A 23,498-nucleotide genomic window follows, 5' to 3' on the forward strand; every position below is an offset into this window, starting at 1 on the left:
CCGGCCTGAGAGGGCGACCGGCCACACTGGGACTGAGACACGGCCCAGACTCCTACGGGAGGCAGCAGTGGGGAATATTGCACAATGGGCGAAAGCCTGATGCATTGCTGGCTCGTCTTACGACGCCGACGCGCCAGGACCACCTGTTCGGCAGACGGGGATCGCCTGCTCGACGCGCGAGCAGTCCCGCGCGAGGTGTGGTCGACCGTGGCGTGCCGCCGTCGGGCGGTGAGGTGCCCGTCAGACGGAGAGGTGCCGGCGCACGGTCGCGGCGACCCGGCCGAGGTCGCGTGACGTGAAGCGCAGGAGGTCCACGGTGCCCGAGCCGGTGAGGAGGTTCTGGCGACGACGGTCCGTGAAGACCGCGACGGGGGTGTCGTGGTGCTCCCGGCCGTCGAGCTCGGCGACGAGCCAGCGACCGCCGCGACGCCGCCATCCCATGTCACCTCGAGCGACCACGGCGCCCGTCTCGTCCCGCACGGGGAGCTGCAGGGTGTCCGGTGGCACCTCCTCCTCGATGCACTCCAGGCGGGCGAACGACTCCAGCGGGGACTCCGCTCGGCCGTCCGACAGCTCCCAGAGGTCGTGCCGGGTGGCGATGCCTCGCCGTCCGCGAGCGAGGTCGTGCGCGCGGGCGAGCTCGTCGGGCGCCAGGAGCCGGAGGCGCTGGACCGCGTCGAGGACGGCGAGCCCGTGAGGGCGGGGAAGCTCCGGGACGGCCTGGGCGAGCGCCCGGTCGAGCGTCGCGACCCGGAACCCGTCGATCGTCGTCGTGCGCATCCCGTCGTCGAACTGGCGCAGGCGGACACCGTCACGGTGCTGCCGGCGCGACGCCTCGTCGAGGGCGACCTGGGGAGTGAGCCGGTGCGGCAGACCCTCCACGCCGTGCAGCACCAGGGCGCAGGCGCCGACGGCGACGGCGTCCGCGCCGTAGGCGAGCAGTCCGAGGAGCGCTGCGCGACGTCGTCGGTCGTCGAGGCTCGTCACGGCAGACGACCGGACCTCGTAGACGTTCATCGCGGCGCGGCGCCACTCTCGCCGGTCGACGAGCCCGCGGACCGCGCCTCGCGACAGTCCTGCCGCACCGGCCTGCGCGGTCGTGACCAGCTCTGCCTGCCGGGACGCGATCCGGAGGAGCTCGGCGGGGACGGCGGTTCGTGCGTGCATGACGCGATCTCAGCGGGTCGCGTGCCGCCACCGCAGCCTCGTCGTCGCGGCCTGTGGACGACACCCCACGCCGCCCACCCTGTGGTCGGCGTCGACCAGGCGATCCACGACGGACGAGCAGGCGGTCCTGGTTCGTCCCGTCGACGGGACGAACCAAGACCACCTGCTCGCGCGGGGAGGGGGGCGGAAGGGTGGAGGGGGAGGGGGGTCAGGATTGCAGGGCCGGGATGACCTGGCGCTGGAAGAGCTCGAGCTGGTCGCGGTCGGTCGCGGCGAAGGGGAAGTAGCCGATCGCGTAGCCGAGGCCCTGGGCGCGCAGCGCCGTGAGGGTCTCGACGATCTGCTCCGGTGTTCCCACGAGGGGGCCGTTCCGCCACGACGCGATGCTGTCGTCCGCCTTCTCGGGGAAGTACCGGCGCGCGTGCTCCTCGACCCGGGCAAGGCGGTCCGCGACGTCCCGCTCGGTCTCGCCGATGACGACGTTGTAGTTGGCCGACCGCGTGATCTCCCCGAAGTCGCGGCCCAGGTCGCGGCAGTGCTGCTCGAGCACGGCGGACTTGTGGGCGAAGCCCTCCGGCGAGCCGTCGAAGTTCGTGTACTGGGCGTGCTCCGCCGCGATGCGCAGCGTCTTCTTCTCGCCGCCGCCCGCGATCCACAGGGGGATGCTCGGCACGGCACCCTCGCCGTCGACCGCCACGCACTGCAGCGGCTGCGGGTAGCACAGCGCGCCGTCCACCTGGTAGCGCCGGCCCTCGAACGTGCCCGACGACCCCGTGCGCCACATGCGGGCCATGATCTGCACGCCCTCGTCGAGCGCGCGCAGGCGCTCGCCCGCGCTGGGGAAGCCGTACCCGTAGGCGCGCCACTCGTGCTCGTACCAGCCCGCGCCGATGCCCATCTCGAGACGGCCGCCCGAGACGTGGTCGACCGTCGCGGCGACCTTCGCGAGGTAGGTCGGCTCGCGGTACGCCATGCACGTGCACATCTGGCCCAGGCGCACGCGCTGCGACGCCGCGGCGAACGCCGCCATGAGCGTCCACGCCTCGTGGGTCGCCTCGGTGCTCGGGGTCGGGGTCGTGTGGAAGTGGTCGTAGACCCAGACGCCGTCCCACGCGAACTCGCCGCCGGGCAGGGGCTCGCCCGCCGCCGCGTTGTCGGCGTAGTGGAGCAGGGAGAGCATGGTCTTCCAGTGGTCCTCGGGCGCGACGTCGACGAGGTCGTAGCGCCAGCCCTGCGGGATGAAGAGTCCGAATCGCATGCTCGTCACCCTATGCGGGTACGCGCGGCCCGCAGCGCGCCCGCGGGGACCGTCTCAGCCCTCGGCCGTCCCGGCGGTCGTCGCCCCGGCCGGCCCGGCGCGGGCGCCGCGCAGGCGGCCCCGGCGCCCGGTGGGCAGGATGAGGTCATGATCGAAGCCTGGTCCGTCGCCGACGTCCGCGCCGCCGAGGAGCCCCTGCTCGCCGCGGGCGTCCCGCTCATGGAGCGGGCGTCGTTCGCGCTCGCCACCGTCGTCGCGCGCGACCTCGCCCGACGCCGGTCGGTCGCCCTGCCCGACGGCGGCCGCCGCGACGGGCGCGTCACCGGCGCCCGGGCGGTCCTGCTCGTCGGCTCGGGCAACAACGGCGGGGACACGCTGCACGCGGGCGCGTACCTCGCGCGCCGCGGCGTCGAGGTGCTGGCGGTGCTCACGGGCGAGCACGCGCACGCCGGCGGTCTCGCGGCGCTCCGGGACGCGGGCGGACGCGTCGAGGTTCTCGTCGGCAGCCCTGACGTCGCGGCGCACGACGACGGTCACGGCGACCGCCAGCGCGACCACCTCGACCCGCACGTCGCGGACCGGGTCGCCGCCCAGGCGGCGCGCGCCGACGTCGTGCTCGACGGCCTCGTCGGGATCGGCGCGCGCGGGGCGCTGCGTGGGGTCGCGGCCGACCTCGTGGAGCGGCTGACCGCGGTGCTCGACGGCGGCCCCGCGCACGGTCCGGAACGCCCCGGGCGGCCGTGGGTCGTCGCGGTGGACGCGCCGAGCGGCATCGGCGTCGACGACGGCACGGTGCCGGGCCCGGTGCTGCGCGCCGACCGCACGGTGACGTTCGGCGCCGCCAAGCCCGGGCTGCTCCTGCCGCCCGCGACGCACCTCGCGGGGCACGGCGCGGTCGTCGACATCGGGCTGCGCCTGGGCGCACCCGGCCCCCATGCACCCGGCGCTGACGCAGCCGGCCTTGGCGCGCCCGGCCTTGGCGCACCCGGCCTTGGCGCACCCGGCCTTGGCGCACCGGCCCCGGGTGCGCCCGCCCCCGGCGTACCCGGCCCCGACGCGCCCGCCCCGGACCGGGGGACCATGACGCCGGTCGTGCGTCGGCTCGAGCCGGCGGACGTCGCGGCCCTCTGGTCCGTGCCCGGCGCGACCGACCACAAGTACACGCGCGGCGTCGTCGGCGTCGTGGCGGGCACGCCGACCTTCCCGGGCGCGGCGGTGCTCGTCACGACCGCGGCCGTCCGCACGGGTCCGGGCATGGTGCGCTACGGCGGGCCCGACGACGCCACGCGCGCCGTCCTCGCGGCCCGCCCCGAGGTGGTGCCCGCCGCGGGCCGCGTCCAGTCCTGGGTGCTGGGCCCGGGCGTCCCGGCGGTCCCCGGCCCGGGCGACGACCCGGTCGATGACGGCGGGCAGCACGAGCGCGCGCGGGCGGCGCTCGCCGCCGCGACGGCGACCGCCGCGACGGCGACCGACGCGACGACCACCGAGGCGACGCCGGAGCGGGTGCCCGCGGTCGTCGACGCGGGCGCTCTGTCCCTGCTGCCCGACCGCTGCCCGCCGTCGGTCGTGCTCACCCCGCACGCCGGGGAGCTCGCGACCCTCCTGCGGGCGCGTGGCGACGACGTGACGCGTCCCGACGTCGAGGCCGAGCCGCTGCGGTGGGCGCGCCGCGCGCACGAGGCCACCGGCGCGACGGTGCTGCTCAAGGGATCGGCGACGGTCGTCGTCGGGCCGGAGGGCGCGTGGTCGCAGGCGGACGCGCCTGCGTGGCTCGCGACCGCCGGGGCGGGCGACGTCCTCGCCGGCATCCTCGGCACGCTGCTCGCGGCGCACGCGGAGCGCGTCGTGCGGGAGCCGGGCCTCGCTGCGCAGCTGGCCGCGGCGGCCGCCGTCGTGCACGGTCTCGCCGCCGAGCGCGCGAACCCGGGCGGTCCCGTCGCGGCGCGCGACGTCGCGGACGCGGTCCCGGGCGTCGTCGCGGAGCTGCTCGCCGCGCGCTGACCGCGCCCACGGCGCACCCCACCATGGGCCGACTGCGCCCACGGCGCACCCCACCGCGCGCCGACCACGCCGGTTGCGCCCGCGCACCGACCACGCCGGTTGCGCCCGCGCGCCGACCACGCCGGTCGCGCCCGCGCGCGACCGCACCGCCTGCGCACCCCACCGCACCCACGCGCGACCCGCACCGACCGCGGGCACCCCGCCGGTACCGTGGAGGGCGTGGTCCCCCTCCCCGTGCGCGACGGCCTCAACCCCACGCGCCTCGTGCTGCCGCACGACGCCGAGAGCGTCGCGCGGTACCCGCGCACCCTCGACTACGTGCGCCACCGCTTCCCCGACGACGCCGCGCGCCTCGCGGAGAAGGTCGCGGCGGGTGAGGTCGTCGACGGCCGCGGGCGCCCGGTCGACGCGCGCACGCCGTACGAGCCGCGCGGGTTCGTGTTCCTCTACCGCGACCCGCCCGTCGAGCCGGACGTGCCGTTCGAGGTCCGCGTGCTGCACCGCGACCGGGACCTGCTGGTCGTCGACAAGCCGCACTTCCTCGCGACCATCCCGCGCGGGGCGTACGTCGCGCGGTCGGTGCTGGTGCGGCTGCGCCGCGACCTCGACCTGCCCGAGCTCAGCCCGGCGCACCGCCTCGACCGCGTGACCGCGGGCGTCCTGCTGCTCACGCTGCGCCCGCAGGTGCGCGGGGCGTACCAGGAGCTCTTCGCGCGCCGCGAGGTGCGCAAGACCTACGAGGCGGTCGCGCCGTGGGACCCGTCGCTCGACCTCCCCGCGACCGTGCGCAGCCGCATCGTCAAGCGCCGCGGCGTCATGCGGGCCGAGGAGGTGGACGGCGAGCCCAACGCGGAGAGCCGCGTCGACGTCGTCGAGACCGACCCGGCGCGCGGGCTCGCGCGGTACCGGCTCGAGCCGCACAGCGGCAGGACGCACCAGCTCCGCCTGCACATGGCGCGGCTCGGCGTGCCGATCGTGCACGACAACTTCTACCCCGAGCCGTACGACGTCTCGCCCGAGGACTACTCGCGCCCGCTCCAGCTCGTGTCGCGGTCGCTCGCGTTCACGGACCCGTTCACGGGCCGCGAGCGCCGCTTCGCGACGGACCGCGCGCTCTCCGCGTGGTGACGCGCGGGTGAGAGAATCGACGACCGTGAGCGACACCCAGCGCACGACCTCTCCCGGCACACACCCCGGCACACCCGCCGGCGCTCTCGGCACCGTCCCGACCGGCGCCCGGGCGGGCTCCCTCGCGGGCCCCGCCCCGACGTCCCGCGCGAGCGGCTCCGACGGCCCGGACCCCCGCGCCTACCCGGCCCGCGCCGTCGTCGACCTGGCGGCGGTGCGCGACAACGTGCGCGCGCTCGCGGACCTCGCGCCGTCGTCCCAGGTGATGGCCGTGGTCAAGGCGGACGCGTACGGGCACGGGCTCGTCGCGAGCGCGCTCGGGGCGCTCGCGGGCGGTGCGACGTGGCTCGGGACGGCGCAGCCGGGCGAGGCGCTCGCGCTGCGGGCGGCGGGCGTCGGCCCGGACCGGGCGCGCGTGCTCACGTGGCTGTACCCGCCGGGCGCGCCGCTGCGCGACCTCGTGGAGGCGGACGTCGACGTGTCGCTCGCGGCGCGCTGGGCCGTGGACGAGGTCGTCGCCGCGGCGCGGGCCGCGGGCCGGACCGCCCGGGTGCACCTCGCGGTCGACACGGGCCTGGGCCGCAACGGGATCATGCCCGCGGGCCTGCCCGACGTGCTCGACGCCGTGGCGCGCGCCGAGGCGGAGGGTGCCGTGCGCGTCGTCGGCATGTGGTCGCACCTGGCGTTCGCGGACGAGCCCGGCCACCCGACCGTCGTCTCGCAGGCCGACGTCTTCGACGAGGCCGTGCGCGAGGCCGCGCGGGCGGGCGTCGTGCCGGAGCTGCGCCACCTCGCGAACTCCGCCGCGACGCTCACGGCCCCCCGCACCCACTACGACCTCGTGCGCCCGGGCTTGGCCGCGTACGGGATGACGCCCGTGCCGCAGCTCGGGCCGCCGTCGCGGTTCGGACTGCGCCCCGCGATGACGCTCCAGGCGCGCCTCGCGACGGTCAAGCGCGTGCCCGGCGGTCACGGCGTCTCCTACTCGCACCACTACACGACGCCGCAGGACACGACGCTCGGCGTCGTGCCGCTCGGCTACGGCGACGGGATCCCGCGCCACGCGTCGGGCGGCGGGCCCGCGGGCGCGCCGGGCGGGCCGGTGCTCGTCGGCGCCCGCCCGGGAGAGCCCGGCGGGCGCGTCGTGCGCGTCGCGGGCCGGGTCTGCATGGACCAGCTCGTGCTCGACCTCGGCCCGGACGCGACCGAGCGCGCGGGCGACGTCGTCACGCTGTTCGGCGCGGGCGACGGCGTGGCGCGCGGCGGGGTCCCCACGGCCGAGGACTGGGCGCAGGCCGCGGGCACCATCAGCTACGAGATCACGACGCGCCTCGGTGCGCGCGTGCCGCGCGAGCACGTGGGGACGCACGTGCTCGACGACGGCGCGCGGGCGCTCCTGGCGCGCGACCCGAGCCCGCACGACAGCACGGAAAGGACGGTCCGCGCGTGAGCGACGACCCGAACCACTCGACCCCGGCGCCCGCCGCCGGGGGGACCGCGTCCGACGACGCCCCGGGCGGCGTCGTCGTGCTGCCCGACGCCGAGGCGACCCGCGCGTTCGGCCGCGCCCTCGCCGCGGTGCTGCGCGCGGGGGACCTGGTGATCCTCACGGGCGACCTCGGGGCGGGGAAGACGACGCTCACGCAGGGGATCGGGGCGGGGCTCGGCGTGCGCGGCCAGGTCGCGTCCCCGACGTTCATCGTCGCGCGCGAGCACCCGTCCGTCGTCGGGGGCCCGGCCCTCGTGCACGTGGACGCGTACCGCCTGGGGTCGCTCGACGAGGTCGACGCGCTCGACCTCGACTCGAGCCTGGACGAGTCGGTGACGGTCGTCGAGTGGGGCAGCGGCCTCGTCGAGGCGCTCGCGGGCGACCGCCTGGAGATCGTGCTCGAGCGCCCGCGCGGCGGGGTCGGCGCGGAGCAGGGCCCGGACGACGACGCCCCCGAGGCGGGGGAGCGGCGCGTGACCGTGCGCGGCGTGGGGGCACGCTGGGCCGGTCTCGACGTCGCCGCGCTCACCCGGTAGCGCCCGGCGACGAGGACGGCCCCGTTCCCGGCCGTAGGCTGGAGCCGTGGCTGTTCTCGCGCTCGACACCTCCGCCTCCGTCACCGTCGCCGTCGTCTCCGACGACGGCGCTCGTCTCGCCCGCCGCGACGCGCCCGAGCGTCGCCGGCACGCCGAGGCGCTCGCCCCGCTCGTCGAGGCGGCGCTCGCCGAGGCGGGCGTCGACCGCCGCGACCTCACGGCCGTCGCCGTCGGGACGGGCCCGGCGCCGTTCACCGGCCTGCGGGTCGGGCTCGTCACCGCCCGGGCCCTGGGCTTCGCGCTCGGCGTCCCCGTGCTGGGCGTCCCGAGCCTCGACGCCGTCGCCGCGCAGGCCGTGAGCGACCTCGGCCTCGTGCCCGACGACGAGCTCCTCGTCGCGACCGACGCCCGCCGTCGCGAGGTCTACTGGGCGCGGTACCGCGTCGTCGCGCACGAGGGGCCGCACGCGGTCCCCGTGCTCGAGACCGTCGCGGGGCCCGACGTCGGCCCCGCCGCCGACGTCGCGACGCACGCGGCGGGCGCCGTCGTGGTCGGGGAGGGCGCCGAGCTCTACCCCGACGCGCTCGACGTCGCGCAGGACGCGCCGCAGGTCCCCGACGCCGCCGTGCTCGCGCGCCTGGCGATCGCGCGCCGGGCGGCCGGGCTCGAGCAGCCGACCGAGCCGCTGTACCTGCGCCGCCCCGACGTCCAGGAGGCCGCGGCGCGCAAGCGCGTGAGCGACGCGTCGCCGGAGCGGTCGCGATGAGCACGCGGTCGTACGAGATCCGGCTGCGGCCCCTCAAGGCCGCGGACCTCGACCGGGTCGTCGAGCTCGAGCGTGAGCTGTTCGGGCGCGGCGCGTGGACCTACGGGATGCTCGCCGACGAGCTCGCCGGGTTCGGGCGGTGGTACGTCGCCGCCGAGCCCGTGCGGCTCTACGCCGCGGGGCCCCAGCCGCTCGTCGGGTACGCGGGCCTGTGGTTCGACGGCGACGTCACCCAGGTCATGACCATCGGCGTCGACCCGGCGTTCCAGCACCAGGGCGTGGGCTCGGTGCTCCTGGAGGCGCTGGTCGAGCGGTCGCGCGAGCTCGGGGCGAGCGCCGTGCTGCTCGAGGTGCGCGTCGACAACGACGCGGCGCTCGGGCTCTACGCGAAGCACGGGTTCGAGCAGCTGGGGATCCGCAAGCGGTACTACCAGCCCGAGGACGTGGACGCGTACACGATGCGGCTCGAGCTGGGCGCCCCGCCGCCGCGCGACGAGCCGGACTACGGGACGGCGTCCGCCGACGTGGTCGCGTGACGGGCGACCTCGCGCGGCGCGACCGCGTGCTCGTCGACGCGCGCGGCCTCGCCGCGGCGCTCGCGGGCGACCGCCCGCCCGTCGTGCTCGACGTGCGGTGGGCGCTGGGCGTCACCGACGGGCGCGAGCAGCACCGCGCCGCGCACGTGCCGGGCGCGGTGTACGTGGACCTGGAGACCGAGCTCGCGGCGCCGCCGTCGCCCGCCGCGGGCCGCCACCCGCTGCCGGAGGCGGGCGACCTGCAGGCGGCGGCCCGGCGCTGGGGCGTCCGCGCCGACCGGGGCGTCGTCGTGTACGACGCCGTGGGCGGCACGTCGGCCGCGCGCGCGTGGTGGCTGCTGCGCTGGGCGGGCCACGACGACGTCCGCCTCCTCGACGGCGGCCTGCCCGCGTGGCGCGCGGCGGGGTACCCGACCGAGGAGGGCGACGTGCGGCCCGAGCCGGGCGACGTCGTCGTCTCCCCGGGCGGGATGCCGGTGCTCGACGCGGACGGCGCGGCCGGGCTCGCGGCGTCGGGCGTGCTGCTCGACGCGCGCGCGGGCGAGCGGTACCGCGGGGAGGTCGAGCCCGTCGACCCGCGGGCCGGCCACGTCCCGGGCGCGGTGAGCGCCCCGACGACGGGCAACCTCGCCGCCGACGGGACGTTCCTCGACCCGGAGGCGCTCCGCGCGCGCTTCGTCGCGCTCGGGGTGGCCACGCAGCCTGGGAGCACGACCGAGGGCGCCGCCGGGGACAGCGCGGCGTCCCGTTCCGTCGGGGTGTACTGCGGCTCGGGCGTCACCGCCGCGCACGAGGTCGCCGCGCTCGCGACGCTCGGCGTCGACGCGGCGCTCTACGCGGGGTCGTGGTCGCAGTGGTCGAACGACCCCGGCCGCCCCGTCGCGACCTGACGCACGCCGCGCCTCCCGGACGGAGGAGCGCGCGCAGCCCCCGGACGCGACGAGGCGGCACCCCGGTGGGGTGCCGCCTCGGCGCGGACGGTGCGGGACGGGCTCAGAGGACCTCGGCGACCTGGTGGAAGTCGAGGCGCGCCTGGCGCGGGAAGTGCGCGCCCTCGTCGGCCGGGTAGCCCACGTTGATCGCGACCAGCGTGCGCCAGCCGGACTCGCCGAAGAACTCGGCGTCGATCCCGGCGGCGTCGAAGCCCGTCATGGGGCCCACGGACAGGCCGGCGGCGCGCAGCCCGACGATGAGGTAGCCGATCTGGATGAGGGCGTTGGTGCGGGCCATACCCTCACGCAGGTCCGCCTGCGGGTCGAGCTGCTCGGCGATGCCCTCGCGGAACGGCGCGAGCGTGCCGAGGTGCTGGTGGAACGACGGGTCGGCGGCGGCGACGATCGTCACCGGCGCGGCGAGCGTCTTGTCGCGGTTGAAGTCCGCCATGTGCGCGCCGAGGCGCTGCTTCGCCTCGGGCGTGCGGACGACGAGCAGCCGCAGCGGGAGGGTGTTCATCGCGGTGGGCGCCCAGCGGACGAGGTCCCAGGCGGCCTGGATCTGCGCGTCGGTGACGGGCTCGTCCGAGAACGCGTGCGTGGTGTGCGCCGCGCGGAACAGGCGGTCCGCGGCCTGCGCGTCGATCGCGAGCTGGTCGGCCTGCTCGCTCGGCGCGGCAGAGGACTCGATGAGGGTGTCGGTGCTCATGACTGGGACAAACAGTTGAACCCTTGATCATCTTCCGAACAGACGGTGTGACGTGCGCGACACGGACGGTCCGGCCCCCGCGCGCGACTACCCTGGACGCCATGGTCCCCACTGCTCCCGCGAGCTCCGGCGAGCCCCTGGTGCTCGGCATCGAGACGTCCTGCGACGAGACGGGCGTGGCGCTCGTCCGCGGTCGCGAGCTGCTCGTCGACACGGTCGCGAGCTCCATGGACGAGCACGCGCGCTACGGCGGGATCATCCCCGAGGTCGCGTCGCGCGCCCACCTCGAGGCGATGATCCCCACGCTCGAGCGCACGCTCGGCACGGCCGACGTCGACCTCTCCGAGGTCGACGCGATCGCTGTGACCGCCGGGCCGGGCCTCGTCGGCCCGCTGACCATCGGCGCCTCCGCCGCGAAGACCCTCGCGCTCGCGCTCGGCAAGCCGCTCTACGGCGTGAACCACGTCATCGGCCACGCGGCCGTCGACGAGCTCGTGCACGGCGCGTTCCCCGAGCGCGTCATGGCGCTCGTCGTGTCCGGCGGGCACAGCTCGCTCCTGCTCGTGGACGACGTCGCGACGTCCGTCACCGAGCTCGGCTCGACGCTCGACGACGCCGCGGGCGAGGCGTTCGACAAGGTCGGGCGCCTGCTCGGCCTGCCGTACCCCGGCGGCCCGCACATCGACCGCCTCGCGCGCGAGGGCGACCCCACGGCGATCCGGTTCCCGCGGGGCCTCACCGCACGCAAGGACCAGGAGAAGCACGCGTACGACTTCTCCTTTTCCGGCCTCAAGACGGCCGTCGCGCGCTGGGTCGAGGCCCGCCAGGACGCGGGGGAGGAGATCCCCGTGCACGACGTCGCCGCCTCCTTCGCGGAGTCCGTCGCCGACGTGCTCACCGCGAAGACCATCGCCGCGTGCGAGCGGCACGGCGTCTCGACGCTCGTCGTCGGCGGCGGGTTCAGCGCGAACTCCCAGCTGCGCGACATGGCCGCGGAGCGCTGCGCGGAGGCGGGCATCGAGCTGCGCATCCCGCCGATCCGCTACTGCACCGACAACGGGGCGATGATCGCCGCGCTCGGCTCGGCCGTCGTGCGGGCGGGCGTCGCGCCGTCGAGCCTGGACATCGGCGTCGACTCGTCGATGCCGCTCACCGTCACGCACGTGTGACGGCCCGGCCGGGTCACAGGGGCCGGCCGGCCCGCATCTCGGCGACGAGCGAGCGCACGACGGCGTCCAGCTCGCCCCCGTGGCGCCGCGCCACCGCGCGCTGCCGCTGGTAGGACGCGCCGCGCCGCACGATGGTGCGCACGCCGTCGAGCTCGTCGAGGCACCCGAGGCGCGCCGCGACGGGCTCGAGCTCGACGAGCAGCCGCCCGACGGCGTCGGTCACGAGCTCCTCGTTGCCCTCGCGGTCGAGGATGATGATCGCGTCCATGCCGTAGCGCGCCGAGCGCCACTTGTTCTCCTGCGCGTACCACGGCGGGATGCTCGGCAGCTCGCGCCCCTCGTCGAGCATCGTCGAGAAGTGCTCGACGAGGCAGTGCGTGAGCGCGGCCAGCGCCAGGAGCTCGGAGACGTTCGTGACGCCGTCGCAGATGCGCGTCTCGAGCGTGCCGAACTGCGGCGCGGGCCGCAGGTCCCACCGCACCTCGTCGAACGCGTCGATGACGCCGGTGTGCAGCATGTCGGCGACGTACCCCTCGAGCTCCTCCCACGTCCCGAACTGGAACGGCAGGCCCGCGGTCGGCAGCTGCTGGAACATCAGCGCGCGGTTCGACGCGTAGCCGGTGTCCTTGCCGCCCCAGAACGGCGAGCTCGCCGAGAGCGACTGGAGGTGGGCGAACGTCGTGAGCATCGCGCGCTGGATCGGCAGCACCTTGGCGCGGTCCTCGATGCCGACGTGCACGTGCACGCCGTAGATGAGCATCTGCCGCCCCCACCACTGGGTGCGGTCGATGAGCGTGGTGTAGCGCTGCTTGTCGGTGACCTTCTGCTGCGCCCAGCGCGCGAACGGGTGCGTGCCCGCGCTCATGAGCTCGACGCGCAGCGGGTCCGTCACGGCGCGCAGCTCCTCGACCGAGCGCTGCAGGTCGCGGCCGGCCTCGCCCACCGTGCGGCACACGCCGCTCACGACCTCGACCGTGTTGAGCAGGAGCTCCTGCTTGATCGACGGGTGTGGGCCGCCGTCGGCCGGGCGCACGGCGTCGAGCACGGTCTGCGCGACCTGCCGCAGGTCGCCGGAGTCGGCGTCGACGAGCGCGAGCTCCCACTCGAGCCCGACGGTCGAGCGCTCCGAGCGCGCGAAGGGGATCGCCGTGCGGCGCGGCAGGGCGCTCACCGGGGCCCGTCCTGCCCGGCGCCGGCCGGGGGAGCGGAGAGCGGCTCGACGACGAGCACCTGCTGGGAGCCGCCGACGCGCGTGAGGACGATCGTCGCCGTCGCGTCGCCCGTGAGGGCGAGCTGCCGGCGGAGCTGCTCCGGCGTGACGGCCGTGCCCCGCTTCTTGATCGTCAGACGACCCACGCCGCGCTCGCGCAGGTAGGAGCGCAGCCGCTTGAGGCCGAACGGCATGGTGTCGAGCACGCGGTAGCCGCGCGCGAGCCCGTCCGCGAGCCCCGTCGCGTCGAGCGGCGCGGGGGAGTCGGTGGTCACGTACGCGATGGTCCGGTCGAGCAGGCGGCCGCCCAGCCCGCGCGCCGCGTGGGCGACGAGCCCCGCCCGGATCACGGCGCCGTCGGGCTCGTAGAGGTACTGCCCGACGGCGCCCACCTCGGGCACCACGTCCGCGTCGCCCGGGCGGTGGGCGATCCGTCGGGTCGTGGTGCGCGCGGTCCCGTCGGGCCCGGTCCACGACGACAGGACGAGCGCCGACCGGCCCGGTCCCTCGGGCGCGAGCGGGCCGAACCAGAGCCCGGCCTCCACGACGTCCCCGTCGACCGACACCCACTCGGTCTCGGCGTCCTCGGGCAGGCCGGCGTGCGGGATGCCCGGGCCGACCTTGATCCCGACCGCGGGCACACGCTCGCGCAGCGCCCACACCGCGTCGAGCGGTGGGGCGTAGGCCTTCGGGTCGAACACGCGCGTGCCGGCGCGGGTGCGGCGCGCCGGGTCGGCGTACACGCCCTCGATCCGCTCGCCCTCCAGGTCGAGCGCGAGCCCGTCGCCGTGGCGCACCTCGGCCTCGGGGAAGTGGCGCAGGTTGACGGTCGCGATCGCCGCGGTGAGCTCGTCGACGTCGGTCGCGAGCACCTCGAGCTCCGCGGCGGCGAACGCGAGCGCGTCGACGCCGATCCCGCTCGTGAGGTCCGCGACGCGCCGGATCCCCGCCTCCTGGTACCGCCGGGCGTGCAGGCCCGCGACGACGAGCCGGCTCGCCTGCTCCAGCCCCGCCTGCGTGAAGAGCATGCCGTCGGCGAACGCGCCGAGCTTGCCGTGCGCCGCGGCGCGCAGGCGGGACTGGGTGAGGGCCGCGGCGGCCAGGTCCGGGTCGACGCCCTTCGCGCGCAGCCCTGCCGCGAGCACGAGCGCCTGCTGCTCGTCGTACGGCGGGAGCGCGCCGAGCAGGGCCCAGCCCTCGGGGCTGAGCAGCTTGGTGAGCGTGGCGGCGTCCATGGCGTCGATCCTTCCACGGGGGCCGGGGACCACGCGCAGCCGGGGCCCGGTCGTCCGCAGGACGGACGTTGGCACTCGCCTTGACCGAGTGCTAACCGGGACCTAGATTTGAGACGTGCCGCCACCGCTCGCGGAGGCGGCACCACGTGCGACCAGGCTGTCCGGCACCCGCGACGACGGCCAGCCGGTGCGCTCGACCCATCCGTTGCAGTTCTCACCGCGAAAGGGGAGGTCCGACGTGTCGGTCCCCATCAAGCCGCTCGAGGACCGGATCGTCGTGAAGGCCCTCGAGGCCGAGACCACGACCGCATCCGGCCTGGTCATCCCGGACACCGCCAAGGAGAAGCCCCAGGAGGGCGAGGTCCTGGCCGTCGGTCCGGGCCGTGTCGACGACAACGGCAACCGCGTCCCGCTCGACGTGACCGTCGGCGACAAGGTCATCTACAGCAAGTACGGCGGCACCGAGGTCAAGTACGGCGGCGAGGACTACCTCGTCCTGTCCGCGCGCGACATTCTCGCCGTGGTGGTCGGCTGACGCCGACCCGGTTCAGCAGCAGGGCCCCGCGACCGTCGGTCGCGGGGCCCTGCTGCGTTCCGTGGCCGGTCGCCCCACCGGTGGTCCCACGGGTCGTGCGCACGTGCGCCCGGTACGACGTCGGACCGGGGCCGTGCAGGTCTGCTGGTGGCGCGGAGGCACCGAGGTGGTGCCCGGGGAGAGGGTGCGTCAGCCGGTGCGGCGGGCGCCGCCCGCGAGGATGGCGGCGCGCTCGTCCTCGCTCAGGCCGCCCCACACCCCGTACGGCTCGCGCACGCGGAGCGACTGCTCGCGGCACTGCATCATCACGGGGCACGAGTGGCAGATCGCCTTCGCGGCCTCCGCTCGCCGTCGTCGCGTCGAGCCGCGTTCACCCTCGGGGTGGAAGAACAACGTGTCGTCCGCGTCGCGGCACGAACCCTGGTACTGCCATTCCCACAGCTCCATGACGGGCCCGGGGAGCCTCGAGATCTCTGCCATGCCGAACAACCTACAAGCGTTGCAAGACTTGTTCAAGTCCCCTGTGAGGAAAAAGTGAACGGGCAGGTTGAACCGCTCGTGGAGCGGTGCGAGGGGGGTCAACCGCGTCGGCCGCTCCCGGCGCGCTGACGCGATCGGCTGCGCCTGGCGCGTTTGCGCGTGCAGCGAACAAATACGGCGCGGGTGTGGCGCGAAGGGTGCACGACTGTGACCTCTACGAGGTGGCGAGACGGGTGCCCGCTCGGCAGAATCGATCCATGACCTCAGTCCGGTCCGCCCCCGACCCCGAGGGAGCCCGACCGAGCATGACCTCGTCTCCCGGCCTCGCCGTCGCCGCCGTCGCGCGCCGGCTCGGCGTCGCGCCCGCGACCCTGCGCACCTGGGACCGTCGCTACGGCCTCGGCCCCTCGCAGCACCGGGCCGGCTCCCACCGGCGCTACACGGACGACGACGTCGCTCGCCTCGTCGTGATGCGCCGCCTCACGCTCGACGGCGTCGCGCCCGCCGACGCGGCCCGCGCCGCGCTCGCCGCCGACGAGGAGGAGCTCGCCGCGAACCGCGGCGCGATCTCCTTCGACGACCGCGGCGCCGACGGCGCGGGCGACCTCGACGCCGACGAGCCCGAGGCCGACGACGAGGCGCCCGAGCCGCCGCCGTCGCGCCCGTTCCTGCGCGCCGTCCCCGGGGGCGAGCCCGCACGCACCGCGGGGCCCCGTCCGGTCGGCGTCCGCGAGGGGCCGCGGCCCACGCGCGTCTCCGACGTCGTCGACGCCGCGATCGCCTACGACCAGCGTGCGTGCGACCGGCTGCTGCGCATCCCGACGGGCGGCGACCCGGCCGCGTGGTGGTCCGACCTCGTCGAGCCCGCGCTCGAGCGCCTGGCCGAGCGCACCGTGCTCGCCGGCCCCGGCGAGGTGCCCGAGGTCGTGCTCGCGAACGCGACGCTCGTCGCGCTGCGCGAGTACACGCAGGCGAGCGAGGACGCGATCGTGGCCGCCGGAGGGCCGCCCCGGAACCACCCGAGCCGCATGCGGCGGATCGTGCTCGTGTTCGCGGCGCCCGACGAGCCGCTCCCGCTGGCCGCGCACGCGCTCGCCGCGTCGCTCGCCTCGCACGGCGCGATGGCGCGCATCGTCACCGGGCCCGCGAACGTGCACCGCACGCTCGAGATCGTGACGATGGTGCGGCCGTCCGCCGTGGCGATGGTGACCACGCAGGCGCGTCCCGACCTGGGCATCGTGCACGCCGCGCACGACGCGAACCCGAGCCTGCCGTTCTTCGTGGGTCTCCCGAGCGACCAGGCCGCGGAGGAGCTCCCGCTCGCCGCGACCGTCCACCGGGTGCGCAGCTTCACGGGCCTCCTGCACGAGCTCCTCGCCGTCGTGCGCTGAGCCGTCCGCGGGACCGCCCGGCCGGGCGGGGCGCGCGCCCACGCGTCCACGTACCTCCCGCCCGTCCGTGCCTCCCGGGCCCGGGCGGGCAGGGACCGAGCGGGAATACGGCGAGGGCCCCCGGCGTAGAATCGTGGTGTGACCGCCTCGCCCGTCCCCGCCGCCGTCCCCGACCGTGACCCCTTCGGATTCCTGGGTCTCACCTACGACGACGTCCTGCTGCAGCCCGGCTACTCGGACCTGGCGCCGTCGGACATCGACACCACGACGCGCCTGACGCGCGAGATCTCGATCCGCGTGCCGCTCGTCTCGGCGGCCATGGACACCGTCACCGAGTCGCGCATGGCCATCGCGATGGCGCGCCAGGGCGGCATCGGCGTGCTGCACCGCAACCTCTCGATCGAGGACCAGGCGCTCCAGGTGGACCTGGTGAAGCGCACGCAGACGGGCATCATCGACAACCCGGTGACCATCGGCCCGGACGCGACGCTCGAGGAGCTCGACAAGACCGCGGGCGAGTACCGGATCTCCGGCTTCCCGGTCCTCGACGCCGAGCGCCGCCTCATCGGCATGGTGACCAACCGCGACCTGCGCTTCACGCCCGTCGCCGAGTGGGCGACGACGAAGGTCGACGAGGTCATGACGCCCCAGCCGCTCATCACGGGCCCGGCGGGCATCTCCCGCGAGGAGGCGACCGCGCTCCTGCGCAAGCACAAGCTCGAGCGCCTGCCGCTCGTCGACGCGGACGGCCGCCTCACCGGGCTCATCACGGTCAAGGACTTCGTCAAGTCCGAGCAGTTCCCCAACGCGTCGAAGGACGGCCAGGGCCGCCTGCTCGTCGGCGCCGCGATCGGCTACTTCGGCGACGCGTGGCAGCGCGCCACGACGCTCATCGACGCGGGCGTCGACGTGCTGGTCGCGGACACGGCGCACGGCAACGTCCGGATGCTCATCGAGATGGTCGCGCGCCTCAAGTCCGACCCGGCGACGCGCGACGTCCAGGTGATCGGCGGCAACGTCGCGACGCGCGAGGGCGCGCAGGCGTTCGTCGACGCGGGCGCGGACGCGGTCAAGGTCGGCGTCGGACCGGGCTCGATCTGCACCACGCGCATCGTCACGGGCGTCGGCGTCCCGCAGGTGACCGCCGTCTACGAGGCGTCGCTCGCCGCGCGCCCGGCCGGGGTCCCAGTCATCGCCGACGGCGGCATGCGCCACTCGGGCGAGATCGGGAAGGCGATAGTCGCGGGCGCGGAGACGGTGATGCTCGGCTCGATGCTCGCGGGCACCGAGGAGTCCCCGGGCGAGACGATCCTCGTCAAGGGCAAGCAGTACAAGGCGTACCGAGGGATGGGTTCCATGGGCGCCATGTCCTCGCGCGGCAAGAAGTCGTACTCGAAGGACCGCTACTTCCAGGCCGAGGTCACGAGCGACGACATGATCGTCCCCGAGGGCGTCGAGGGCCAGGTGCCCTACAAGGGGTCGCTCGGCACCGTGGCGCACCAGCTCGTCGGCGGCCTGCACCAGACGATGTTCTACGTCGGCGCCCGCACCGTGCCCGAGCTCCAGGAGAAGGGGCGCTTCATCCGCATCACGTCGGCGTCGCTCAAGGAGAGCCACCCGCACGACGTGCAGATGACGGTCGAGGCCCCCAACTACACGGGCTTCTGAGCGTGCAGCACCACGACCGACGGCCCGGCACCGCCCTCGCGGGTGGCGCCGGGCCGTCGTCGTCCCGTCAGCGCTGCGTGCGGTGGGCGGTCACGACGCCATGACTCGCGCGTGCAGCGCCTGGACGGCGTAGCGCGCGGCCCAGAACGCCCCGTGCTGCCAGGCCGAGATCTCGGACATCCAGTCGCCCGCGAAGTACACGTTCCCGGCGCCCTGCTGCAGGAGCTTGAACCGGGACGACTGCGTGTTCGGGTACGCCCACGCGCCCTCGATGTAGGGCACCTTGTGCCACGCGATGGAGAACGAGCTCTCGAGCTCCGTCCGGTACTTCTCGCCGTGGATCTTCACGCCCTGCTCGACGGCGCGCATCTCCCGCTGCCGCGGCGTCATGTCCGCGTAGGCGCGCGCGTTCGCGCCGGTGTTGTAGTAGCCCACGACGAGCCCGCGGCGCTCCCCGTACCCGTAGGACGGGTACCAGACGTGGGCGAGGTCCATGTCGGTCTCGGTGATGCCGCCGTAGATCCGGTGGTCGTCCTCCCAGAACCGCGACCGGTACTGGAGCCCGATCTTGCCCGCGGGCGAGCCGACGGCGAACTCGCCGAGCGCGGCGTCGACGTCGGGCCCCCAGTTCGTGTCCCAGCGGCGCATGAGCCCCGCGGGCGCCGAGACGACGGCGAAGTCGGCGTCGATCTGCCGCGCCTTGCCGTTGTGGGCGGTGTACGTGACCGAGACGCCGCGCGGCGTGTTCTTCACCGCGGTGACGGGCGAGCTGAGCTGGACGTTCTGCTTGCCGATCGCCCTGACGAAGTAGTCGTAGGTCGTGTCCATCCCGCCCTTGGGCTGGAACATGAGCATCGACTGCTCCCAGTTGATCTCGAACGGGAAGTACTGCCCGACCTTCGAGGCGAGCACCTCCGAGACCGAGCCCGGGCCGGGCAGGGGCGTGCCGTGCTCGTTCCACGCGGACGGGTAGACCGCGTACCCGCGGTTGCTGCCGCCCTTGTAGCTCCCGTCGGCCTGGAGCGAGCCCCACGACCGGAGGAACGCGCGCAGGTTCTCCTTGTCCGCGGCGGTGAGCTTCTGGTCCAGCGCGCCCTGGTCGGTCGCGTAGCCGAGCAGCTCGGACGTGTAGCCGAACACGTCGGCCTTCGCGGTGCGGTACCGGACCGGGTTGCCGGGGGTCGCGCCGGAGCGCTCGTTGTAGAGGTAGGCGTCCGCGTTGGCGTTGGTGAACACCTCGTAGGGGACGCCGAGCTCGCGCAGGTAGTCCATGGTGACCATCCACTGGGCGATGCGCCCCGCGCCCGCGTTCATGTAGACGCCGTCGGCGAACCGCGCCTTCTGCGTGACGCCGTTGACGTCCGTCTCCGCGTCGCCGCCGCGTATCGTCAGCGTCCGGCCGCCGACGCGGTGCCGCGCCTCGAGCACCGTGACGCGGTAGCCGGCCTTCTGCAGCTCGTACGCCGTGGCGAGGCCCGCCGGCCCGGCGCCGACGACGACGACCTTCTTCGCGGAGCGGCCCGTGAGGCTGAAGTCGCTGCCCCGCGGCGGTGTCCACGACTCGTTCCGCGGCTGGGCGGCGGCCGTCGGGGCGAGGCCCACCGCGCCCATCGTCGCGAACATCACGCCGGCGCTGGAGCCGACCCCGACGGCCTGGAGGAAGTTGCGGCGCGAGACGCCGGTCGTCTTCTCGTCAGTGACCATGTGGCTGGAGCCCTCTCGTCCACGGCCTGACGGGCGGGGAGCCCGGCCCACGATGCCGGGTGCCGCCGTCAGCACCGGGGCCGACGCTAGGGACGCGTCGTCGCGAGCGCGGGTCCGGCGCGTTTCGCGTCGGTCAACGGATCGCGGCTCTCGTAAACGTCTCGTGTCGCGCCCTTCGGCGGCGCCCGCGGGGCGGCGCGCCGCGACGTCCGGGCGCGCGCTGGTACCGGCGACGACCCGACACGTCGCCGTCACGGCGCGGAAACGGAGGCTGGCTAGCGTCGCGGCCCCGGCGGTCCTCGCGACCGGCCGGAGCCCGGGCGCCAGGGTGGCGCCCGTCGTCCCCCTGGGAGGCCTGCATGAAGAACCGCACCAAGGTCGTCGTCGCCGTCGCCCTCACCGCCGCCGTCGCCGTCCCGGGCACCGCCGTCGCCGCCGGGAGGCTCTTCGAGCCGAGGCCGACCGAGGCCCACTCCTTCGTCACCGGCGACACCCCGTCCATCGCCGACGGCGTCGCGATCGGGAAGAACGTCGCCTGGTACAAGTCGTCCGGGCTCGGGCCTGCCGCGATGAACACGACGCCCGGCGCGACGGCCGAGCAGCGCTACGTCCCGACCGACGTCTTCCCCGGCGGCGTCCTGCCGGCCGGCGTGACGATCACGGAGGCGCAGGGCATCAACGTCCTCCTGCGGATCGGGGAGAACCTCGAGCGGGCCGGGCTCTCCTACGACGACGTCGTCTCCATGCGGGTGTTCCTCCAGAACCCCGCCGGCCAGGAGAAGATGGACTTCGCCGGCTGGAACCGCGCCTACCGCCAGTTCTTCGCGAACACGAACCTCGCGACCGGCGCGACGCTCGAGGTCCAGCTCGGCTCGGCCCGGACGGCGCCCATGGTGGTCAACGCGGCCCGGCCGTCGCGCTTCGCGCTCGAGATCGAGAATCTGCCGGTCGACGGCTGGCTCGTCGAGGTGGAGGTCGACGCCGTCTACCCGAAGTGACGGCGACGGGCCGCCCTCCCGCAGGAGGGCGGCCCGTCGTGGTCGTGCCGCGCGGTCCAGAGGGAGCTGACGGCGCCGAGGGCGGCGAGGGGTCAGTCCCGGAACGTCTCGATGTTCGCGCCGAGCTCGCGCAGGCGCTCGGTGAGGCCCTCGTAGCCGCGCGCGATGATGTCGACGCCGCGCAGGACGGAGGTGCCCTTCGCGGCGAGCATCGCGAGCAGGATGACGACGGCGGGGCGCAGGGCGGGCGGGCAGCTCACCTCGGCGCCCGACCAGCGCGTCGGGCCCGTCACCTGGAGCCGGTGGGCGTCCAGGAGCCGCACGTCGGCGCCGAGCCGCGTGAGGTCGGTGAGGTGGATGGCGCGGCCCTCGTAGACCCAGTCGTGGATGAGCGTCGTGCCCTGCGCGTTCGCGGCGATGACCGCGAAGAACGGCAGGTTGTCGATATTGAGGCCGGGGAACGGCATGGGGTGGATCTTGTCGATCGGCGCGTGCAGCTCGCTGGAGTGCACCGTGACGTCGACCAGGCGCGAACGGCCGTTGCGCGCCACGTACTCGGCGCTCAGCGTGTACCGCAGGCCCATCTCGGCGAGCGTCGCGAGCTCGATCTCCATGAACTCGATCGGGACGCGGGCCACGGTGATCTCCGAGCCCGTGACGATGCCCGCGGTGAGCAGGCTCATCGCCTCGACCGGGTCCTCCGAGACGGCGTACTCCACGTCCACGTCGATGTCGGTGCGGCCGTGCACGCGCAGGGTCGTCGTGCCGATGCCCTCGACCTGCACGCCGAGCAGCTCGAGGTAGAAGCACAGGTCCTGCACCATGTAGTTGGAGCTGGCGTTGCGGATCGTCGTCACGCCGTCGCGGCGGGCCGCGGCCATGAGCGCGTTCTCGGTGACGGTGTCGCCGCGCTCGGTGAGGACGACCGACAGGTCCGTGCCCGACGCCGGGGCGACGGTCGCGTGGTAGTTCCCGCCCGTCGCGGTGACGGCCAGGCCGAAGGGCCGCAGGGCGATCATGTGGGGCTCGACGGTGCGGGTCCCGAGGTCGCAGCCGCCCGCGTACGGGAGCTCGAACGTGTCCCGCAGCCCGAGCAGCGGCCCGAGGAACATGATGATCGAGCGCGTGCGGCGCGCGGCGTCCACGTCGATCGCGGCCAGGTCGAGGCGCTCCGGCACGACGATCTCGAGGTCCCGGCCGCCCGTCGTCCACGTGGCCCGCACGCCGATGGAGCGCAGCACGTCGACGATGCGGTCGACCTCGACGATGCGGGCCACGCCGCGCAGGGTGGTGCGGCCGCGGTTGAGGAGCGAGGCGCACAGCAGCGCGACCGCGCCGTTCTTGGAGGAGTTCACCTCGATGCGGCCGGAGAGGGTGTGGCCGCCCTGGACGCGCAGGTGCGCGTGCTTGGGGCCGCCGAGGCTGATGATCTCGGAGTCGAGCGCGAGCCCGATGCGGTTGAGCATCTCCAGGCTGAGGTTCTGCGAGCCCTGCTCGATGCGGTGCACGGCGCTCTGGCTCGTCCCGAGCCGCTCCGCGAGCTGGGTCTGGGTGAGACCCCGGTTCTGGCGGGCGCCGCGGATGAGCGCGCCGACCTGCGTGAGAGGTGCGTCGTCGATCGCTGTCATGAGAGCGACGATAACTCATGGATGAGATATCGACGCGGCGGCGGGCGCCCTCAGGCCCGCGACCATGCCTTCATCACACGACCTTCACCCGCATCATGAGATATGCCTGCAGGTGGCGCTGCGTGTGTGTGCCCGGGTCAGCCCGGCCAGCGCCCGTCCGCGCCGGCGCCGACGTAGGGCTGGTCGCGGTCCGGGTCCAGGGAGTCGACCCACCGCCGGTGCGCGACGACCTGCAGGTCGTGCAGCGTGACTGGCCCGAGCCCGGCCAGGTCCGGGTACGCGCGCGCGAGCGCGTCGAGCAGGTCGAGCGTCGCGAGCACGTCCCCGTCCGCCGTGTGCAGGGGCCCGACGTCGAGCACCTCGTAGCGCGCGCACAGGTCGACGAGCCGGCGCTTGCCCTCGCGCGCCGGGTCCCACGCCCGGTCGAGCACGAGCGGGTCGAGCACCGGCCGCACGGGCCGCCCCAGGCGCGCGGCGAGCGTCGGCAGCCCGTGCCGCACGAGCTCGGTGTCGAGGATCGCGAGGTCGAACGCGGCGTTGTAGGCGACGAGGGGGACGCCGTCGCGCTGGGCGTCGACGACGAGCGCCGCGATCTCCTCGAGCGCGACGGCGGGGGCCGACCCGTGCGCCGCGGCGTGCGCGGTCGTGATGCCGTGGATCCCCGTGGCCTCCGCCGGGATCTCGACACCCGGGTCGAGGAGCCACGTGCGCACGTGCGTGGCGCCCGGCTCGCGGAGCACGAGCGCGGCGGTGACGACGCGGTCGACGTCGACGTCGAGGCCCGTGGTCTCGGTGTCGAGACCGAGCAGCGGTCCCGCCGTCCAGGGCGTCGTCGTCATGGTCCACCTCTGCCGTCCGGTCGGGGCCCGGGGCGCCCGGCGCTCCCGTCGTCGCCGGACGTCCCGGCGACGAGCGTCACCCTGCCAGCGCCCACCCACACGGTGGTCGGTGCAGGTGA

21 protein-coding genes and 1 rRNA gene are annotated in these 23,498 nt (G+C 75.2%); 13 read left to right on the forward strand and 9 right to left on the reverse strand.

Annotation, left to right across the window (positions count from 1 at the left end; all coding sequences use genetic code 11):
• Window positions 1-163: ribosomal RNA gene (locus ACI769_RS00005) — 16S ribosomal RNA — on the forward strand; the annotation flags it as partial.
• Window positions 164-240: 77 nt separating this feature from the next.
• On the opposite strand, the gene ACI769_RS00010 is transcribed toward ACI769_RS00005, so the two are convergent.
• Window positions 241-1,167 (reverse strand): hypothetical protein, encoded by a 927-nt coding sequence (locus ACI769_RS00010; protein ID WP_409141019.1) that lies wholly within the window; start codon window positions 1,165-1,167, stop codon window positions 241-243.
• A gap of 208 nt (window positions 1,168-1,375) precedes the next feature.
• On the reverse strand, window positions 1,376-2,425 hold the full coding sequence (locus tag ACI769_RS00015; RefSeq protein WP_409141020.1) for a TIGR03560 family F420-dependent LLM class oxidoreductase: 1,050 nt from the start codon (window positions 2,423-2,425) through the stop codon (window positions 1,376-1,378).
• Window positions 2,426-2,572: 147 nt separating this feature from the next.
• Between ACI769_RS00015 and ACI769_RS00020 the strand changes: the two genes are divergently transcribed.
• From ACI769_RS00020 to ACI769_RS00050, 7 genes are all read left to right on the forward strand, one after another.
• Entirely contained in the window at window positions 2,573-4,426 is a 1,854-nt protein-coding gene (locus tag ACI769_RS00020) for a bifunctional ADP-dependent NAD(P)H-hydrate dehydratase/NAD(P)H-hydrate epimerase (protein ID WP_409141021.1), read from the forward strand.
• A 219-nt stretch (window positions 4,427-4,645) separates the two neighbouring features.
• Entirely contained in the window at window positions 4,646-5,554 is a 909-nt protein-coding gene (locus ACI769_RS00025; protein ID WP_043660468.1) for a pseudouridine synthase, read from the forward strand.
• Window positions 5,555-5,759: 205 nt separating this feature from the next.
• Entirely contained in the window at window positions 5,760-7,004 is a 1,245-nt protein-coding gene (alr, locus tag ACI769_RS00030; RefSeq protein ID WP_409141125.1) for an alanine racemase, read from the forward strand.
• Between the two features lie 77 nt (window positions 7,005-7,081).
• Window positions 7,082-7,579, forward strand: a complete 498-nt coding sequence (gene tsaE, locus ACI769_RS00035) for a tRNA (adenosine(37)-N6)-threonylcarbamoyltransferase complex ATPase subunit type 1 TsaE (protein WP_061268667.1) — start codon at window positions 7,082-7,084, stop codon at window positions 7,577-7,579.
• 46 nt (window positions 7,580-7,625) lie between these two features.
• Window positions 7,626-8,345 carry a tRNA (adenosine(37)-N6)-threonylcarbamoyltransferase complex dimerization subunit type 1 TsaB gene (gene tsaB / locus ACI769_RS00040; RefSeq protein WP_085388388.1) on the forward strand — a complete coding sequence of 240 codons (720 nt, stop codon included), beginning with the start codon at window positions 7,626-7,628 and terminating at the stop codon, window positions 8,343-8,345.
• On the forward strand, window positions 8,342-8,881 hold the full coding sequence (gene rimI / locus ACI769_RS00045; protein ID WP_051028740.1) for a ribosomal protein S18-alanine N-acetyltransferase: 540 nt from the start codon (window positions 8,342-8,344) through the stop codon (window positions 8,879-8,881). Before tsaB ends, rimI begins: the two co-directional genes overlap by 4 nt.
• A complete protein-coding gene (locus ACI769_RS00050; RefSeq protein ID WP_061268653.1) occupies window positions 8,878-9,771 on the forward strand; it encodes a sulfurtransferase in 894 nt (297 codons plus the stop codon). Before rimI ends, ACI769_RS00050 begins: the two co-directional genes overlap by 4 nt.
• A gap of 103 nt (window positions 9,772-9,874) precedes the next feature.
• Here ACI769_RS00050 and ACI769_RS00055 read toward each other — a convergent pair whose 3' ends face one another.
• Window positions 9,875-10,522, reverse strand: a complete 648-nt coding sequence (locus ACI769_RS00055) for a malonic semialdehyde reductase (RefSeq protein WP_021482305.1) — start codon at window positions 10,520-10,522, stop codon at window positions 9,875-9,877.
• A gap of 101 nt (window positions 10,523-10,623) precedes the next feature.
• On the opposite strand from ACI769_RS00055, the gene tsaD reads away from it, so the two are divergent.
• Window positions 10,624-11,691 (forward strand): tRNA (adenosine(37)-N6)-threonylcarbamoyltransferase complex transferase subunit TsaD, encoded by a 1,068-nt coding sequence (gene tsaD / locus ACI769_RS00060; protein WP_409141022.1) that lies wholly within the window; start codon window positions 10,624-10,626, stop codon window positions 11,689-11,691.
• Window positions 11,692-11,704: 13 nt separating this feature from the next.
• Here the strand turns inward: tsaD and ACI769_RS00065 are convergent, their stop codons facing one another.
• Together ACI769_RS00065 and ACI769_RS00070 are read right to left on the reverse strand one after the other, a co-directional pair.
• Window positions 11,705-12,862, reverse strand: coding sequence for a glutamate--cysteine ligase (locus ACI769_RS00065; protein WP_114553463.1), 1,158 nt, complete (start codon window positions 12,860-12,862; stop codon window positions 11,705-11,707).
• Window positions 12,859-14,136 (reverse strand): THUMP-like domain-containing protein, encoded by a 1,278-nt coding sequence (locus tag ACI769_RS00070; RefSeq protein WP_076405093.1) that lies wholly within the window; start codon window positions 14,134-14,136, stop codon window positions 12,859-12,861. The genes ACI769_RS00065 and ACI769_RS00070 overlap by 4 nt, the downstream gene beginning before the upstream one ends.
• A 238-nt stretch (window positions 14,137-14,374) precedes the next feature.
• On the opposite strand from ACI769_RS00070, the gene groES reads away from it, so the two are divergent.
• Window positions 14,375-14,671: a co-chaperone GroES gene (gene groES, locus ACI769_RS00075; RefSeq protein WP_021482870.1), complete on the forward strand. Its 297-nt coding sequence runs from the start codon at window positions 14,375-14,377 to the stop codon at window positions 14,669-14,671.
• Window positions 14,672-14,860: 189 nt separating this feature from the next.
• On the opposite strand, the gene ACI769_RS00080 is transcribed toward groES, so the two are convergent.
• Window positions 14,861-15,151 (reverse strand): WhiB family transcriptional regulator, encoded by a 291-nt coding sequence (locus ACI769_RS00080; protein ID WP_031316449.1) that lies wholly within the window; start codon window positions 15,149-15,151, stop codon window positions 14,861-14,863.
• Between the two features lie 305 nt (window positions 15,152-15,456).
• Between ACI769_RS00080 and ACI769_RS00085 the strand changes: the two genes are divergently transcribed.
• Entirely contained in the window at window positions 15,457-16,542 is a 1,086-nt protein-coding gene (locus ACI769_RS00085; protein ID WP_253705797.1) for a MerR family transcriptional regulator, read from the forward strand.
• A 138-nt stretch (window positions 16,543-16,680) separates the two neighbouring features.
• The gene (guaB, locus tag ACI769_RS00090) at window positions 16,681-18,210 is read left to right on the forward strand and encodes an IMP dehydrogenase (protein WP_021479849.1); all 1,530 of its coding nucleotides are present in this window, start codon (window positions 16,681-16,683) and stop codon (window positions 18,208-18,210) included.
• A gap of 90 nt (window positions 18,211-18,300) precedes the next feature.
• Here guaB and ACI769_RS00095 read toward each other — a convergent pair whose 3' ends face one another.
• A complete protein-coding gene (locus tag ACI769_RS00095; protein WP_085388386.1) occupies window positions 18,301-19,914 on the reverse strand; it encodes an FAD-dependent oxidoreductase in 1,614 nt (537 codons plus the stop codon).
• Between the two features lie 359 nt (window positions 19,915-20,273).
• Here ACI769_RS00095 and ACI769_RS00100 point away from each other — a divergent pair, with 359 nt between their 5' ends.
• Window positions 20,274-20,912 carry a Rid family hydrolase gene (locus ACI769_RS00100; protein ID WP_085388385.1) on the forward strand — a complete coding sequence of 213 codons (639 nt, stop codon included), beginning with the start codon at window positions 20,274-20,276 and terminating at the stop codon, window positions 20,910-20,912.
• A gap of 92 nt (window positions 20,913-21,004) precedes the next feature.
• Here ACI769_RS00100 and ACI769_RS00105 read toward each other — a convergent pair whose 3' ends face one another.
• Entirely contained in the window at window positions 21,005-22,540 is a 1,536-nt protein-coding gene (locus ACI769_RS00105) for a UDP-N-acetylglucosamine 1-carboxyvinyltransferase (RefSeq protein WP_171467582.1), read from the reverse strand.
• A 137-nt stretch (window positions 22,541-22,677) separates the two neighbouring features.
• A complete protein-coding gene (locus ACI769_RS00110; protein WP_114553188.1) occupies window positions 22,678-23,379 on the reverse strand; it encodes an exonuclease domain-containing protein in 702 nt (233 codons plus the stop codon).
• Window positions 23,380-23,498 lie beyond the last annotated feature (119 nt).

It is taken from the genome of Cellulosimicrobium sp. RS, assembly GCF_046159675.1.
GTDB lineage: Bacteria > Actinomycetota > Actinomycetes > Actinomycetales > Cellulomonadaceae > Cellulosimicrobium > Cellulosimicrobium funkei.

Excerpts from the sequence above, each read along its gene's own strand:
- ACI769_RS00010 (WP_409141019.1), bottom strand. The coding sequence starts at position 1,167 with ATGCACGCACGAACCGCCGTCCCCGCCGAGCTCCTCCGGATCGCGTCC.
- ACI769_RS00015 (WP_409141020.1), bottom strand. The coding sequence starts at position 2,425 with ATGCGATTCGGACTCTTCATCCCGCAGGGCTGGCGCTACGACCTCGTC.
- ACI769_RS00020 (WP_409141021.1), top strand. The coding sequence starts at position 2,573 with ATGATCGAAGCCTGGTCCGTCGCCGACGTCCGCGCCGCCGAGGAGCCC.
- rimI (WP_051028740.1), top strand. The coding sequence starts at position 8,342 with ATGAGCACGCGGTCGTACGAGATCCGGCTGCGGCCCCTCAAGGCCGCG.
- ACI769_RS00055 (WP_021482305.1), bottom strand. The coding sequence starts at position 10,522 with ATGAGCACCGACACCCTCATCGAGTCCTCTGCCGCGCCGAGCGAGCAG.
- tsaD (WP_409141022.1), top strand. The coding sequence starts at position 10,624 with ATGGTCCCCACTGCTCCCGCGAGCTCCGGCGAGCCCCTGGTGCTCGGC.
- ACI769_RS00070 (WP_076405093.1), bottom strand. The coding sequence starts at position 14,136 with ATGGACGCCGCCACGCTCACCAAGCTGCTCAGCCCCGAGGGCTGGGCC.
- ACI769_RS00080 (WP_031316449.1), bottom strand. The coding sequence starts at position 15,151 with ATGGCAGAGATCTCGAGGCTCCCCGGGCCCGTCATGGAGCTGTGGGAA.
- ACI769_RS00085 (WP_253705797.1), top strand. The coding sequence starts at position 15,457 with ATGACCTCGTCTCCCGGCCTCGCCGTCGCCGCCGTCGCGCGCCGGCTC.
- ACI769_RS00095 (WP_085388386.1), bottom strand. The coding sequence starts at position 19,914 with ATGGTCACTGACGAGAAGACGACCGGCGTCTCGCGCCGCAACTTCCTC.
- ACI769_RS00100 (WP_085388385.1), top strand. The coding sequence starts at position 20,274 with ATGAAGAACCGCACCAAGGTCGTCGTCGCCGTCGCCCTCACCGCCGCC.
- ACI769_RS00105 (WP_171467582.1), bottom strand. The coding sequence starts at position 22,540 with ATGACAGCGATCGACGACGCACCTCTCACGCAGGTCGGCGCGCTCATC.
- ACI769_RS00110 (WP_114553188.1), bottom strand. The coding sequence starts at position 23,379 with ATGACGACGACGCCCTGGACGGCGGGACCGCTGCTCGGTCTCGACACC.